Raw genomic sequence first — 12,888 nt, forward strand, 5'->3', positions numbered from 1 at the left:
GCAAGACGGACTGATCGGCGAGTACTCGCCGCGGTACTCCGTCCGGTTGACCATGCACCGCATCGCCCCCGGCAAAGCAGTCGTGCGCCGGCACCGCGTGAAAGCCAGCATCCGGCCCGACGACATCGCCACGGTCACCTATTCGATGAAGAACGTCGAGATCACCTGGGACGAGCACCACCGTGACGCGGGCCTGGACTGGCAGCCGGGCGCGGTCACATGGATCCATGAGGTCGTCGCCTCGCTCAGGGGCGCGTCGTGAGTGCGCTGTATCCGGGTGCGGGCCGGTGGGATGTGCCGGCGCCGTCCACGCATCCCCGCAGGCCCATGGCCTGGTATGTGGAGCGTGCCCAGCGGCGACTGCGTCGAGCTGGCTGTCTGGCCTCTGGGCGTTGATGCTGGCCGCTGTGGCGCTGCGCGGCCGACCGGCCCGGCCCGTGGTGGGGGGTCGGGCCACCTAGTCCCCCGGCCGCCAACCCCACCGGCGGCCGGGCCTATCGCTCATCGGCAGGCCGCTCCTGCTCGTCGAGGTAGCGCTCGAGCGCGAGCATGACCAGGCCCGAGGAGGTCATCCGCCGCTCCTCCGCGTACTCCTTTGCACGGCGCCAGAGGTCCAAATCCGTCTCGCGGACGTAGACCGTCACGCGCTTGCCCCGCACATCACTGCTCACCTCTGGAGCATCAACCTTACGTCAGGTTGCGTCATGTTACGCACACGAGGTATCGTGCGGGCTCGCTATCACCCTTCCGGGCGGCTTATGCACACCGGTCACATGGATACGCCTGGATATATGCGACCCCTAGAACCCCGTCGCCTGCGGGCGGCGGGTAGGCCCGGTCATGGCCTGCCGCCTGGCCGGGCCGCCCCCATGTTTACAGGCTGTTACACGCTCGGAGTCGCTCCCAGGTTGCAACGATGGCATACCAGATAATGAAATGTGTACACGGACCGTTACAGGGTCACCCGATCGACCGATACCACTTTCAGAGTCGGGTAGGAGACACTTGACGTTCTAAGGCGGCAGGCGTAGCCAGGGCCCCGACCGACAAGAGGTTTAGCAGCACCTGTCAGCCGGGGCCCTGTCTTCATACCATCATGGACGGTCCCTGTACATCGATCGCGGGTACTGGTCTGCGTGACTGATCAGCCTGCTAGTAGCAGGGCCCGTAGCGGCCCGGTTCCGCGCCGATGGAGTGGACTGGACCGATGAAAACGATGGGACCTATGGACCAGCAGGTCACAGCGTTTTCATCGGTGCTATCCGGGCCATCGGTTTACCAGAGCCAACTCTTAATCAGCGGGTTCGGGGTTCGAGTCCCTGGCGGCGCACCAGACGAAAAGAAGGCCGGTCGTGGACCGGCCTTTTTGCTTGCCTGGATCGCTCCGTCATATGAGCGCGGGCCTCGTCGAATCGGGCGGCCGGGTCGGGACCCGGCCGCCCGATTCGCTATACGTAGTCGGCGAACATCTCGGCCGCCTGCTCGCCCAGGGACTGGAGGTACTCGTCGGCCACGGCCGGGTCCTGCTCGTCGGGGTAGATCCAGACTTCGGCATCGATCTCCAGGCCGCCCACGACGACGTGGATGCTGCGTTTCTGGTAGGTGTCACCCTCACCGAAGACCATGTGGTAACCGGCGTCGCCGAAGGCGGTGTAGTCGGTGACCACGTAGTCGGAGTCCTCGGACCAGGTCTCCTTCTCGTCCTCCCACCAGTCCATCGCGGAATCGGAGTCGCCCCACGCGTAGACGTACACACCTGAGGAGTCGTAGTTGGTGGTGTAGTAGTTGCACGACAGCGAGCCGGTGTCGCCGCTGGAGGACGCCGAGGTGTAGGACTCGTCGGGGTCGGGGGCCTCGCCGTAGAGCTCTTCGAACTTCGACTGGTCGAAGGCCTCGCAGGTGGCCTCGGTGAAGCCGGCGGCGTCGCCTCCGCCGTCGTCGGTGGGCTCCTCCTCCGTGGGCTCCTCTTCGGTCGGTTCCTCTTCGGTCGGCTCCTCCTGCGTCGTGGGCTCCGCCGCGGAGGTGGACGGGTCGCCGCTGCCGCCCTCGGTGGAGTCGTTGCTGCGCTGAAGGATGACCAGGACCACGGTCATGATGACGATGAGCACGACGATGACGGCCGACCCCACGAGCCAGAGGTTGGTCTGGCGCGGTGCTGGAGGCTGTCCGTACGGCGGCGTGTAGGACGGCTGAGAGGGGTACGACATTCGCTTACTCCCGGGAATCGATCATAGGTCCGGCCCTCACTGTAGCCTCGCACGTCCAGCCGCCGTCACCTGGAGACCTGTCTGCTCAGGGCTTCTACGGTCCGGGGTTCCCGGTCGGAGCCCACCCGAGTTCGGGCGGTTCGGGAGGGGGCCGCCGGAGCTGTGCGGGGGCGAGGTGGTGCGGCCGGTCCCGACCGGGCACGGAACCTCGTCGGGCCTGGAGGAACCCGTCCCCTGCCCGGTCAATGGCCGCCGGCGTCACATCTCATAGCCGGCGAACGACACGTAGAGCTCGCTGAGGAGGTCTTCGAGCATCGCGACGGCCGCATCCGCGTCGTGTACGGCGGGGTCGATGGAGGCTTCGGCCTCGAGCTCGATGTTGGCAACGGCGACGTTGATGAGAATCGTCTGATAGGAGGAGGTGTCCGTCGACTTGGCCATGTAGCCGGTGTCTCCGAGTGCGGTGTAGTCCGTGACCTCGTAGGTGCCGTCTTCGGCCTGGCTCACCTGCTCGTCCTCGACCCAGCCGATGTTGAACTCGGGGTCGTCGGTGACGTCGACGTAGAGCCGCAGGCTCCAATAGTCCTTGGTGTAGAAGTTGCAGCTCACACTGCCCGTCTCGCCGCTGGAGGAGGCCGAGGTGTACGTCTGGTCCGGATCGATCTCGTCGCCCAGGACCTCTTCGAAGGTGCTGAGGTCGTAGGTGGTGCAGATGTCCTCGCTGAAGCCTGTGGCGTCGCCGCCTCCGCCGTCGTCGGTGGGCTCCTCCTCAGTGGGCTCCTCTTCGGTCGGCTCCTCTTCGGTCGCGGACTCCTCGGCCGAAGTGCTCGGGCCGCCGCTGCCGCCCTCGGTGGAGTCGTCGCTGCGCTGAAGGATGACCAGGACCACGGTCATGATGACGATGAGCACGACGATGACGGCCGACCCCACGAGCCACAGATTGGTCTGACGCGGCGGCGTCGGAGGCTGCCCGTACGGTGATGTGTACGGCTGAGAGGGGTACGACATTCGTTCACTCCCGGCGATCGATCATAGGTCCGGCCCTCACTGTAACCTCACGCGTCCACGTCTCATCACCTGTCGGTCCGGGGCCTTAGACTGTGCCTGCACCGGGCGGTGAACGCGCCCGGACTCCGACCCGCGATTGGGCCATCATGGCGAACGTCTTCCATCGGCATCTCAACGACCTCAACGAACTCCTCGTCGACATGGCGCGCCGCGTGGGCGAGGCCATGGAGAAGGCGGGCGCGGCGCTGCTGGAGGGCGACACCGCGGCGGCCGAGGCGGTGGTGGCGGACGACCGGGAGGTCAACGCGCTCCAGTTCCAGGTCGACGACCGGATCGTGGAGTTGATGACCCAGTACGAGCCGGTGGCGTCCGATCTGCGGTTCATTCTCGGCGCCGTGCGGATCTCGGTGGACCTGGAGCGGATGGGCGACCTGGCCAAGCACGTCGCGAAGACGGTGATCATGCGCTCGCCGGCCCCGGCGATCCCCGAGTCGCTGCACGGGGACTTCGCGGCGATGGGCCGGGCGGCGGTGCGGATCTCGGAGAAGCTGGTGCGCATCCTCGCCGAGCACGACCGGCTCCAGGCCGCGCAGATGGGTCTCGACGACGATGAGCTGGACGCGATCCAGCAGCGCATCCACGAACAACTGCCGAGCTTCGGCTACGGGCCGCAGGCGGCGGTCGACGCGGCGCTGCTGGCGCGGTTCTTCGAGCGGTTCGGCGACCACGCGGTGCGAGTGTCGCACCAGGTCGTGTATCTGGTGACCGGTGACATTCACCTCGACCGTTCATAACGTTACGATCACGACACAGCAATCGTCTTATTAAAATCCCTGCTCACAGGCGTTCGAATCAGCGGCCGGGAGCCGTTGTTGCGAATCGCGCTCAGTCGTTCACCTCGAGTTCAACTCCAAGTCGCCAGGTGAACACCGGGTTTGGCTTTGATTGACCGCGAACAGTGAAGCAGTGACCCGGTGCGACCGGGAGACGGAGTAGAGACTAGCTGTGAATATGAAACTGAACCGCAGAGCCATCTTCGGCACGGTCACCGCCGGCGCCCTCGCGCTGAGCCTCGCGGCCTGCGGCGGCGACGACGGCGAGTCGAGCTCGCCTGAGATCAACGGTACGGGCGCCAGCTTCCCGGACGCGTTCTACGCCGCTGCCATCGAAGGCTACGCCGACGTCAACGCCGACGCGGTCGTCACCTACGACGCGGTTGGCTCGGGCACCGGCAAGTCCGACTTCGGCGAGGGCCTGAACGACTTCGCCGGCACCGACTCCCTGGTTGGCGAGGGCGACGGACCGGAGGAGGGCTCCTACCAGTACATCCCGACGGTGGCCGCCCCCATCACGGTGTCCTACAACCTGCCCGGCGTGGAGGCCCTCCAGTTGAGCCAGGAGACCCTGGCGCAGATCTTCCAGGGCGACGTCACCACCTGGGACGACCCGCTCATCGCGGCGGACAACCCCGAGGCCGAGCTGCCCGCCACCGAGATCACCATCGCCCACCGCTCGGACGGCTCGGGCACCACCAGCAACTTCTCGATGTTCCTCGACGAGGCCACCGAGTCCTGGACCCTGGGCGCGGGCGACACCATCGAGTGGCCGTCCAACTCGGTCGGCGGCGACGGCAACACCGGCGTGGCCCAGACCATCCAGGACACCGAGGGCGCCATCGGCTACGTCGACCTGGCCGACGCCACCGAGTCCGGCCTGGTCTTCGCCTCGGTCGAGAACGCCGACGGCAACTTCACCCAGCCGACCCTCGAGGGCACCACGGCGGGCCTGGAGGGCGCGGTCGTCAACGACGACCTGTCGTACAACCCGCTCAACGCCGCCGGTCCGGACGCCTACCCGATCACGGCTCCGACCTACATCCTGATTCGCACCGAGTACGAGGACGCGGAGGTCGGCCAGGCGGTCAAGGACTTCGTCGAGTACCTGCTCACCGACGGCCAGGAGCTGGCCGCCGAGGCTCACTTCGCCGCGCTTCCCGAGAGCCTGCAGCAGCAGGCCCTCGACGCGCTGAACGAGACGATTGCCGACTAGGAATCCGTGCCCGACGGCCCCAGCGGCGCCCCCGGCGCCGGTGGGGTCTTCGGCCGTTCCGCGAACGAAACCGGAGTTTCCATCTTGACCGCTACGGCACCACCCGAGACCTCCGAGGACCTCGACCTCGGCGGCGACTCCCGCGCCCGAGGAGCCGACCGGAGCTTCAGGGGCCTGGTCACTCTGGCCGGCCTCATGGTCCTGGTCATCCTGGCCCTGATCCTGGTCACCACCACGCTCCGCGCCATGCCCGCCCTCCGCGATGAGGGCCTGTGGGGCTTCATCACCGGCACGCGCTGGGCGCCGAACGAGGACATCTTCGGCACCTTCCCGATGCTCTACGGGACCCTGGTCACCTCGCTGATCGGCATGATCGTCGCGGTGCCGGTCTCGATCGGCATCGCGCTGTTCATCACCGAGATCGCCCACCGGCGAGTGCGCAAGTACATCGTCACCGTCGTCGACCTGCTGGCCACCATTCCCTCGGTGGTCTTCGGCCTGGTCGGCGTGCTGGTGGTGGTCCCGTTCATCACCGACTGGTACCAGGGCTTCGCCAGACTGGTCGACCCGATTCCGGTCCTTTCGTCGATCTTCGACGAGTCCAACACCGGTCGCAACTACTTCACGGCCGGCCTGGTGCTGGCGATCATGACGATCCCGATCATCACCTCGATCGCCCGCGAGGTCTTCGACACGGTCCCCGAGACCGACAAGCAGGCCGCCTACGCGCTGGGCGCGACCCGCTGGGAGATGATCAGGGGAGCCGTGCTCCCCCACTCCTTCGGCGGCCTGGTGGGGGCCTCGATGCTCGGCCTGGGCCGGGCCATGGGCGAGACGATCGCGGTGGCGCTGGTCATCGGCGGCTCGTTCCACATCTCGGCGAACATGTTCGACACCGGCAACACCATGGCCGCGGTGATCGCCCAGCAGTGGGGCGAGTCGACCGGGCTGCACACCGACGCGCTCGTCGGCATCGGCGTGGTGCTGTTCGCCATCACCATCATCATCAACTTCGTCGCCCGCTGGGTCGTCCGCCGGGCCGAGACCAAGATGCGAGGAGCCCACTCATGACCACTGTGACCCAGGGCGGCCCGCCGGACCTGTCGGGGAAGAACCTCTCGCTGCGCCGCGCCGCGGCGAACCGCGCCGCCACCATCGGCATCGGCCTGTGCGTGCTCATCGCCGCCTTCCCGCTGATCCTGGTCGCCTACCAGGTGGTGGTGCGCGGCGGCTCCGCGATCGGCCTGGATTTCCTGACCGAGGAGATCGCGCGCAACTACCGCACCGCGGGCGGAGGCATGGGGCCGGCCATCGTCGGCACCCTGCTGATCACCGGGATGGCCGCGCTCATCGCGATCCCGATCGGCGTGCTCGGGGCGGTCTATCTCAACGAGTACGGCAAGGACCGGCCGCTGGCGAAGTTCATCAGGACGATGGCCGACGTCATGACCGGTGTCCCGTCGATCGTGATGGGCCTCTTCATCTACGTCGCCTACGTCCTGGTCATCGGGGAGCGGACCGGTTTCGGCGGGGCGCTGGCGCTCGCGTGCCTGATGCTGCCGATCGTGATCCGCTCGACCGAGGAGATGCTGCGGCTCGTCCCCGACGAGCTGCGCCAGGCCTCGGCGGCCCTGGGGGCGCGCAAATGGCGCACCACGCTGTCGGTGGTGCTGCCGACGGCCTCTTCGGGGATCACCTCCGGTTCGCTGCTGGCGGTGGCGCGCGCGGCCGGTGAGACCGCGCCGATCATCGTCACCGTCGGCCTGACCTACCTGTACAGGCCGGACCTGTTCGCCGGTCAGAACACGACGCTGGCCGCGCAGATCTACCGCAACGCGACGCAGCCGTTCGAGGCCTCGCAGGAGCGGGCCTGGGGCGCGGCCCTGGTCCTGATCGCCATCGTCTTCCTGTTCACGATCCTGTCGAGGATCATCTCGGCGCGATTCGCCATCGACAGGCGCTGAGCGGGCTCCGGCCGGTCACTGTTCGCACGCCCCCGCGCCGTCGGCGCGGGGGCGTGCCGCCGTCCGGGGGCGGCACGGAGACGACGAGGGCCCCGCCGCGCGGCGGGGCCCTCGTGTGTGCGCCGGTGCTCTAGCCGAAGCGGCCGGTGACGTAGTTCTCGGTGCGCTGGTCGGCGGGGGTGGTGAAGATCCGCTGCGTGTCGTCGAATTCGACGAGGACGCCGGTGCGGGTGTCGCTGCGCTCGTTGACCTCGGTGGAGAAGAACGCAGTCTTGTCGGAGACGCGGGCGGCCTGCTGCATGTTGTGGGTGACGATGACGATCGTGAACTGCTTGGCCAGGTCGACCATGAGCTCTTCGATGCGGGCCGTCGCGATCGGGTCGAGCGCCGAGCACGGCTCGTCCATGAGGACGACGTCGGGCTGGAGCGCGATGGTGCGGGCGATGCACAGGCGCTGCTGCTGGCCGCCCGAGAGCGCCAGGGCGCTCTTCTTGAGGTTGTCCTTGACCTCGTCCCACAGGGCGGCCTTCTTGAGCGAGTCCTCGACGATGCCGTCGCGCTCCGTCCGGGAGGCACCGTGGATCTTGGGGCCGTAGGCGACGTTGTCGTAGATCGACTTGGGGAAGGGGTTGGCCTTCTGGAAGACCATGCCGATGCGGCGGCGCACCTCGACGGGGTCGACGCCGGGGTCGTAGATGTTCTTGCCGTGGTAGGAGACGGTGCCCTCGACGCGGGCGCCGGGGATGAGGTCGTTCATCCGGTTGAGCGAGCGCAGCAGGGTGGACTTGCCGCAGCCCGAGGGGCCGATGAGCGCGGTGATCTCGTTCTTGACGACGGTGAAGTTCACGCCTTTGACGGCGTGGAAGGCGCCGTAGAAGACGTTGGCGTCCTTGATGTCGAAGACGGTGGGGCCGTCGATTCCGGCGGGGCCGCGCTGGGGCGCGGTCTGAGGAGCCGCTCCGATGCGGCGGGGGCTCACGGTGGGGCCGGCGCCGGACATGGTCGGGTCGCTCATTGGTGGTTCTCCTCTGCGGCGAGCTGGCCGAAAGCGTTCGGGGGCTGTGGCGACGATAGACGCCGCGGGTAGCGACAGCTTCGCCCTTCGGTGAACGGGGGGTGAATGCGAGGGCGCGGGACCGTCTCGCGCCTCGTGCCAGTTGCCCGAGTTGCTGGACGGATGGGCGTTTGCGCGGTGATACTGACGCTATGAGTTTTGTGATACGTCTGCTGCTGACCGCGCTGGCCTTGTGGCTGGCCTCGGCGTTGATCCCGGGCATCTCGCTGTTCGGCGACTCGACGGGGGGCAAGGTCTTGTCGCTCCTGGTGGCCGCGGTGGTGTTCACGGTGGTGAACACCTTCGTCAAGCCGATCGTGATGGCGGTCGGCTGCGCGCTGTACGTGCTGACGCTGGGTCTGTTCGGTCTGGTGGTGAACGCGCTCATGTTCTGGCTGACCGGGTGGGTCTCGGAGCAGTTCGATCTGGGTCTGGCCGTGGACGGGTTCTGGGCGGCGTTCTGGGGCGCGATCATCGTCTGGCTGGCGATGTGGGTGATGGACCTGCTCATGCCCGGCAAGCAGGAGTCGCGGCAGTAGGGCCGGGGCGAGGCGGCGGGCCGCTCGCGGTGCCGCTTCGCGCTTCGGCGGGATTGGCGGCGCGCGTCGACGCCGTGGAGCGCGGCGGGCCCCCGGCACCTTGCGGTGTCCGGGAGCCCGGTGGTGCGGGGCGGGCCTGGCCGCCCCGTGGTCAGTAGAAGTAGAGCCCCGTGGCGGCGTCGTCGCGACGGGCCTCGGCCTGCTCGTCGGCCCGTTCGTAGCCGGTGGCGCCCGCGGCGTTGAAGGGCATGGGGCCTTGGGGCCCGGGCGCCTTGCCGAGGCGCCTGCGGACCACGTTGAGGTTGTGGAGCCCGGCCAGCGCGTAGGTGCGGATGCGTCGGTACTGCTTGGTCTTCTTGGCCGTCTTGAGGGACTGGTCGGCGTTGCGGTGGAGTTTGCGCGCTCGGTCCAATGCGGCGGCGGCCTCGTCGTCCGTGACGTGGCCGGGCGCGATCAAGAGTTGGCTTGCGAGGAGTCTGGTCCAGGCTTCGGCGTCGGCCTTGGCGCGGGCCTTCCGGCGTCTTCGCGTCTCGATGGTCGATCGCAGCCCGAGGACGGCTGCGAAGACGAGAACGATCGCGACGACCGCCCCGAACGAGGCGATGGCTACTTCAATGGCGTTTTGCATCGTCACCCCCCGTGCCCAGTGTTGATGTGTCTCTGACGAATATTATTCCATTCTCGCTCCGGGTTTTATGAAACTCCCCCTTGTTCGATGAGCCTGGGCGGTTTCCAACATTTGACGCATCTTCATCCCGATGGCATCTTCCGGACGCTTCACATGCAAAAATGCGCATGTTAGCATTCATCCGTCGAGGGGCATGCCTCGCCGGAGACCCTCGTCCGGACCGACGCATCCGGCATGGGAAGGGAACAACCGCATGGGACACGACCACTCGCACGGCGCCGCCAGTCTCGGCGCCCGGCACCGCGGACGGCTCTGGCTGGCGCTCGGCCTGGCCCTGACCGTGATGCTCGTCGAAGCGGTCGCCTCCTGGTACACCGGCTCGCTCGCCCTGCTCTCCGACGCCGCCCACGTCGCCGGCGACTCCTTGGGCATCGCCATGGCCCTGGCCGCCATCACGGCCGTCCGGCGCGACACCTCGGCGCGCGACGAGCCCGGAGCGCCGCGAAAGCCCCGCCGGACCTTCGGCATGTACCGCCTCGAAGTGCTCGCCGCGCTGGCGAACACCGTCCTGCTGTTCGGCGTCGCCGGCTTCGTCGCCTTCCAGGCGGTCACGCGGTTCGACGATCCGCCCGAAGTGGAGTCGCTGCCGATGCTCGCCGTCGCCATCGTCGGCCTGGTCGCCAACATCGTCGCCCTGCTGCTCCTGCGCTCGGGCGCGGCCGAGTCGATCAACGTGCGCGGCGCCTACTTCGAGGTCCTGGGCGACGCGCTCGGCTCGCTGGGCGTCATCGCCGCGGCGGTGCTCATCTGGCTCACCGGCTGGTACTACGTCGACAGCGTCATCGCCGTGGCCGTGGCGCTGTTCATCCTGCCGCGGGCGGCCAGGCTCGGGCGCGACGCGCTGCGGATCCTGCTCCAGCACGCGCCCGTCGGGGTGAGCATGTCGGAGGTCGAGGACGCTCTGGAGACACTCGATGGGGTGAAAGAAGTCCACGATCTTCACCTCTGGACGCTCACTTCCGGCATGGACGTGGCCACGGTGCATCTGGCCCTGCGTTCGGAGGCCGATCCGGGCGCCGTCCTCGCCGACGCCCAGCAGACGCTGGCGCAACGCTTCGGGATCGAGCACACGACGGTCCAGATCGAACCGGGGGGCTCCGCTCAGACGTGCGATGGGCCGAAGTGGTGAGTACCCGGCGGACATGTCAGGAAACCGATAGTGACAAATTTGTGACGTTTGCCATTGGGCCGGTTGACTATGGTAAACCCGACCTGGGGACTCGAAATGCTCCTTGGAAGGAGGAGATCCATGTTGACCCACACATGGAGGAAGAGCAGTAGATCAGGCCCGAACGGGGCCTGCGTCGAGGTCAGGCTCGCGGAAGGTGTCGTTGAGATCAGGGACACCAAACTTGCCCAGAGCCCGATCCTGCGGACCAGCCAAGCTGACTGGCTGTCGCTGCTGCACCAAGAAGGCCGGTAACCCAACGGGCTGACGGGGCGGCCGCGGTGAGAACCGCGGCCGCCCCGTCATTGTGTCTCCAGGCTTTGACGCGAGCAGGACTCACATGGCTTTGAGCCGGTTGGCCTGCTGCTCGATGAACTCCAGGCTCTGGCCGGGCCCCAGGGCCGCCGAGCGGAGGTTCCCGAACACCTCGTGGAACGGGGCGACGTCCTCGCCCTCCTCGTACACGTCGCCGTTGTGGCCTTCGATGTAGACCACGTCGGGGTGCCGGTACCCGGGGTCGACCTCGCCGTCGACCTCACCGAAGCCCAGGATCGTGAACGAGGAGAGCATGCCGGGATAGGCGCCGCCGTCGAAGGGCAGGACCTGGAGGTGCACGTTCGGCAGCGCCGCGAGTTCGAGGAGGTTCTGGAGCTGGTCGATCATGACCTTCGGTCCGCCCAGGACGCGGCGGATCGCCGCCTCGTCGATGACGTTCCAGATCTTCAGGTCCTCGCGCAGCCGCGCCTGGCGCTCCATGCGCAGCTGGATGCGGTCCTCCATGAACCGCCGCCCCTGCTCGAGCACGTAGTCGAACGTGGCGCGGGCGTAGTCGGGCGTCTGGAGCAGCCCGTTGATGATCAGCCCGTCGTACAGGTACAGGCTCGAGGCGTCCTGCTCCAGGCCCACATAGGTCGCGTACGGCGGGGAGATCGTGTCGGAGTAGCGCGCCCACCAGCCGCGCTTGCGGCCGTCGCGGGCCAGGCGCACCAGCTCCTCGATCTGCGCGGCGTCGCTCACCCCGTAGACGTCGGTGAGCGCCATGACGTCGCGCGGCTTGATGCCGACCCGGCCGAGCTCCATGCGGTAGATCGTGGAGGTGGTGACCTCCAGTGCGTCGGCCGCCGCCTGGGCGTCCCTTCCGGACTGCTCGCGCATCTGGCGCAGGATCTTGCCCGCCCTCCTGCGGCGCACGGTGGGACTGCCACCTGAAGGCATCGCCTTGCCCCCCAACCTTTTCGGCAGATCGTTGTCAGCGTCGTCGTTCGATGTTCCCATTTGACACCCTGATCCCTCCGGTTTCGGTGAGGACGCACCGACCGGGGAGGACTTCTGGCCGATCACCGGTGCGCCGCACGAATTGACGGCTCCGCGAACGTCGCCGAGGCTGCGAGCCTCCTGCTCCGCAAGCGTCATCGTTGCCGCACATTCACGACTGCGCGGGCATCGCCGGAGCGGATCGGCCCGCGGCGCCGCGGACGCGCGGCCCCCGAATCTCCTCAAGCCACGGAGCCGCGATGGCTGACGCCCTGGCCCCGAGGCATACTGCGGAAAACACGCCACCCGATCCGGTTATACCTCTTGCATCGAAAATCTGCATGTGCAATTCTACTTGACGGAGGGGCTACCCGCCTCGTCCGACTGTACCGATTCGACACCGCGACTCGAAACCGACCGTCCCGCCCGGAGACGGGCATCCAACGCCGCTCGCACAGGCGAGATCCGGCGTCGGCACGACACGAAAGGCAACCCGCGTGCGAAGTCCGTACACACTCGACAACCCTCCGCCGGACGAGCCTCCGAGCGGGGTCCCGGTGCCGAGCCTGTGGCGCGTCCAAGCGCGGTGGTGGAAACGGCACACGCCCGCGCTCGATCAGCGAAGCACCAGGCGGCCGGTCTGCGGCCACTGCCTCCAGGCCTGGCCCTGCCACTCCTGGGCCTGCTGGGACGGGCAGCTCGGCGAGGCCGTCGGCGTCCCCGGGCTCGACGCCGAGGCCGTCTCCGGTGCCGCAGCGCCCCGGCCGGTCCCCGAGTCCCGCATGAGCGAACCGTCGCCCATCAGCGTGCGGGCACGACAACTCGCCGCCGGTCAGCGGCACCAAAAGAGCGCGGCCTAGCGCGTAGCCTCAGCCGGTCACGGTCGTTAAACCCCTTGAGAGAAGAACCGACTCTGGGCGAATTTACGACTTGCGGGCTTCGCCGCGAAGGCGAACC

General features: G+C 67.7%; 15 protein-coding genes. 9 read left to right on the forward strand and 6 right to left on the reverse strand.

The features are described 5' to 3' along the window. Positions 1 to 52: 52 nt before the first annotated feature. On the forward strand, positions 53 to 262 hold the full coding sequence (locus YWW_RS0118340) for a hypothetical protein (RefSeq protein ID WP_156037346.1): 210 nt from the start codon (positions 53 to 55) through the stop codon (positions 260 to 262). Between the two features lie 232 nt (positions 263 to 494). Here the strand turns inward: YWW_RS0118340 and YWW_RS36090 are convergent, their stop codons facing one another. The 3 genes from YWW_RS36090 to YWW_RS0118355 all read right to left on the reverse strand — a co-directional run bounded on the left by YWW_RS36090 (position 495) and on the right by YWW_RS0118355 (position 3,215). Further along, a complete protein-coding gene (locus YWW_RS36090; protein ID WP_155830251.1) occupies positions 495 to 671 on the reverse strand; it encodes a hypothetical protein in 177 nt (58 codons plus the stop codon). Between the two features lie 777 nt (positions 672 to 1,448). Further along, a complete protein-coding gene (locus tag YWW_RS0118350; protein WP_026931255.1) occupies positions 1,449 to 2,207 on the reverse strand; it encodes a hypothetical protein in 759 nt (252 codons plus the stop codon). A gap of 258 nt (positions 2,208 to 2,465) precedes the next feature. After that, positions 2,466 to 3,215, reverse strand: coding sequence for a hypothetical protein (locus tag YWW_RS0118355; protein ID WP_155830252.1), 750 nt, complete (start codon positions 3,213 to 3,215; stop codon positions 2,466 to 2,468). A gap of 146 nt (positions 3,216 to 3,361) precedes the next feature. On the opposite strand from YWW_RS0118355, the gene phoU reads away from it, so the two are divergent. The 4 genes from phoU (at position 3,362) to pstA (ending at position 7,228) form a co-directional block, all read left to right on the forward strand. Beyond that, the gene (gene phoU, locus YWW_RS0118360; protein WP_051326004.1) at positions 3,362 to 4,009 is read left to right on the forward strand and encodes a phosphate signaling complex protein PhoU; all 648 of its coding nucleotides are present in this window, start codon (positions 3,362 to 3,364) and stop codon (positions 4,007 to 4,009) included. A gap of 217 nt (positions 4,010 to 4,226) precedes the next feature. Next, a complete protein-coding gene (gene pstS / locus YWW_RS0118365) occupies positions 4,227 to 5,264 on the forward strand; it encodes a phosphate ABC transporter substrate-binding protein PstS (protein WP_051326005.1) in 1,038 nt (345 codons plus the stop codon). Positions 5,265 to 5,348: 84 nt separating this feature from the next. Next, a complete protein-coding gene (gene pstC / locus YWW_RS0118370) occupies positions 5,349 to 6,335 on the forward strand; it encodes a phosphate ABC transporter permease subunit PstC (RefSeq protein ID WP_051326006.1) in 987 nt (328 codons plus the stop codon). Further along, positions 6,332 to 7,228, forward strand: a complete 897-nt coding sequence (gene pstA, locus YWW_RS0118375) for a phosphate ABC transporter permease PstA (RefSeq protein ID WP_026931260.1) — start codon at positions 6,332 to 6,334, stop codon at positions 7,226 to 7,228. The genes pstC and pstA overlap by 4 nt, the downstream gene beginning before the upstream one ends. 130 nt (positions 7,229 to 7,358) lie before the next feature. On the opposite strand, the gene pstB is transcribed toward pstA, so the two are convergent. Then, positions 7,359 to 8,243, reverse strand: coding sequence for a phosphate ABC transporter ATP-binding protein PstB (pstB, locus tag YWW_RS0118380; RefSeq protein ID WP_026931261.1), 885 nt, complete (start codon positions 8,241 to 8,243; stop codon positions 7,359 to 7,361). Between the two features lie 191 nt (positions 8,244 to 8,434). On the opposite strand from pstB, the gene YWW_RS0118385 reads away from it, so the two are divergent. After that, positions 8,435 to 8,821, forward strand: a complete 387-nt coding sequence (locus tag YWW_RS0118385) for a phage holin family protein (protein WP_026931262.1) — start codon at positions 8,435 to 8,437, stop codon at positions 8,819 to 8,821. 151 nt (positions 8,822 to 8,972) lie between these two features. Here YWW_RS0118385 and YWW_RS0118390 read toward each other — a convergent pair whose 3' ends face one another. After that, a complete protein-coding gene (locus tag YWW_RS0118390; RefSeq protein WP_026931263.1) occupies positions 8,973 to 9,449 on the reverse strand; it encodes a hypothetical protein in 477 nt (158 codons plus the stop codon). 253 nt (positions 9,450 to 9,702) lie between these two features. Here YWW_RS0118390 and YWW_RS0118395 point away from each other — a divergent pair, with 253 nt between their 5' ends. Both YWW_RS0118395 and YWW_RS35235 read left to right on the forward strand, forming a co-directional pair. After that, entirely contained in the window at positions 9,703 to 10,638 is a 936-nt protein-coding gene (locus YWW_RS0118395) for a cation diffusion facilitator family transporter (protein ID WP_026931264.1), read from the forward strand. 120 nt (positions 10,639 to 10,758) lie between these two features. Then, positions 10,759 to 10,932 (forward strand): DUF397 domain-containing protein, encoded by a 174-nt coding sequence (locus YWW_RS35235; protein ID WP_081687573.1) that lies wholly within the window; start codon positions 10,759 to 10,761, stop codon positions 10,930 to 10,932. A gap of 81 nt (positions 10,933 to 11,013) precedes the next feature. On the opposite strand, the gene YWW_RS0118405 is transcribed toward YWW_RS35235, so the two are convergent. Next, positions 11,014 to 11,868: a helix-turn-helix domain-containing protein gene (locus tag YWW_RS0118405; protein ID WP_162145971.1), complete on the reverse strand. Its 855-nt coding sequence runs from the start codon at positions 11,866 to 11,868 to the stop codon at positions 11,014 to 11,016. 560 nt (positions 11,869 to 12,428) lie between these two features. Between YWW_RS0118405 and YWW_RS36095 the strand changes: the two genes are divergently transcribed. Continuing rightward, entirely contained in the window at positions 12,429 to 12,791 is a 363-nt protein-coding gene (locus tag YWW_RS36095; protein ID WP_155830254.1) for a hypothetical protein, read from the forward strand. Positions 12,792 to 12,888: the final 97 nt, after the last annotated feature.

This window comes from Glycomyces tenuis DSM 44171 (assembly GCF_000427885.1).
GTDB lineage: Bacteria > Actinomycetota > Actinomycetes > Mycobacteriales > Micromonosporaceae > Glycomyces > Glycomyces tenuis.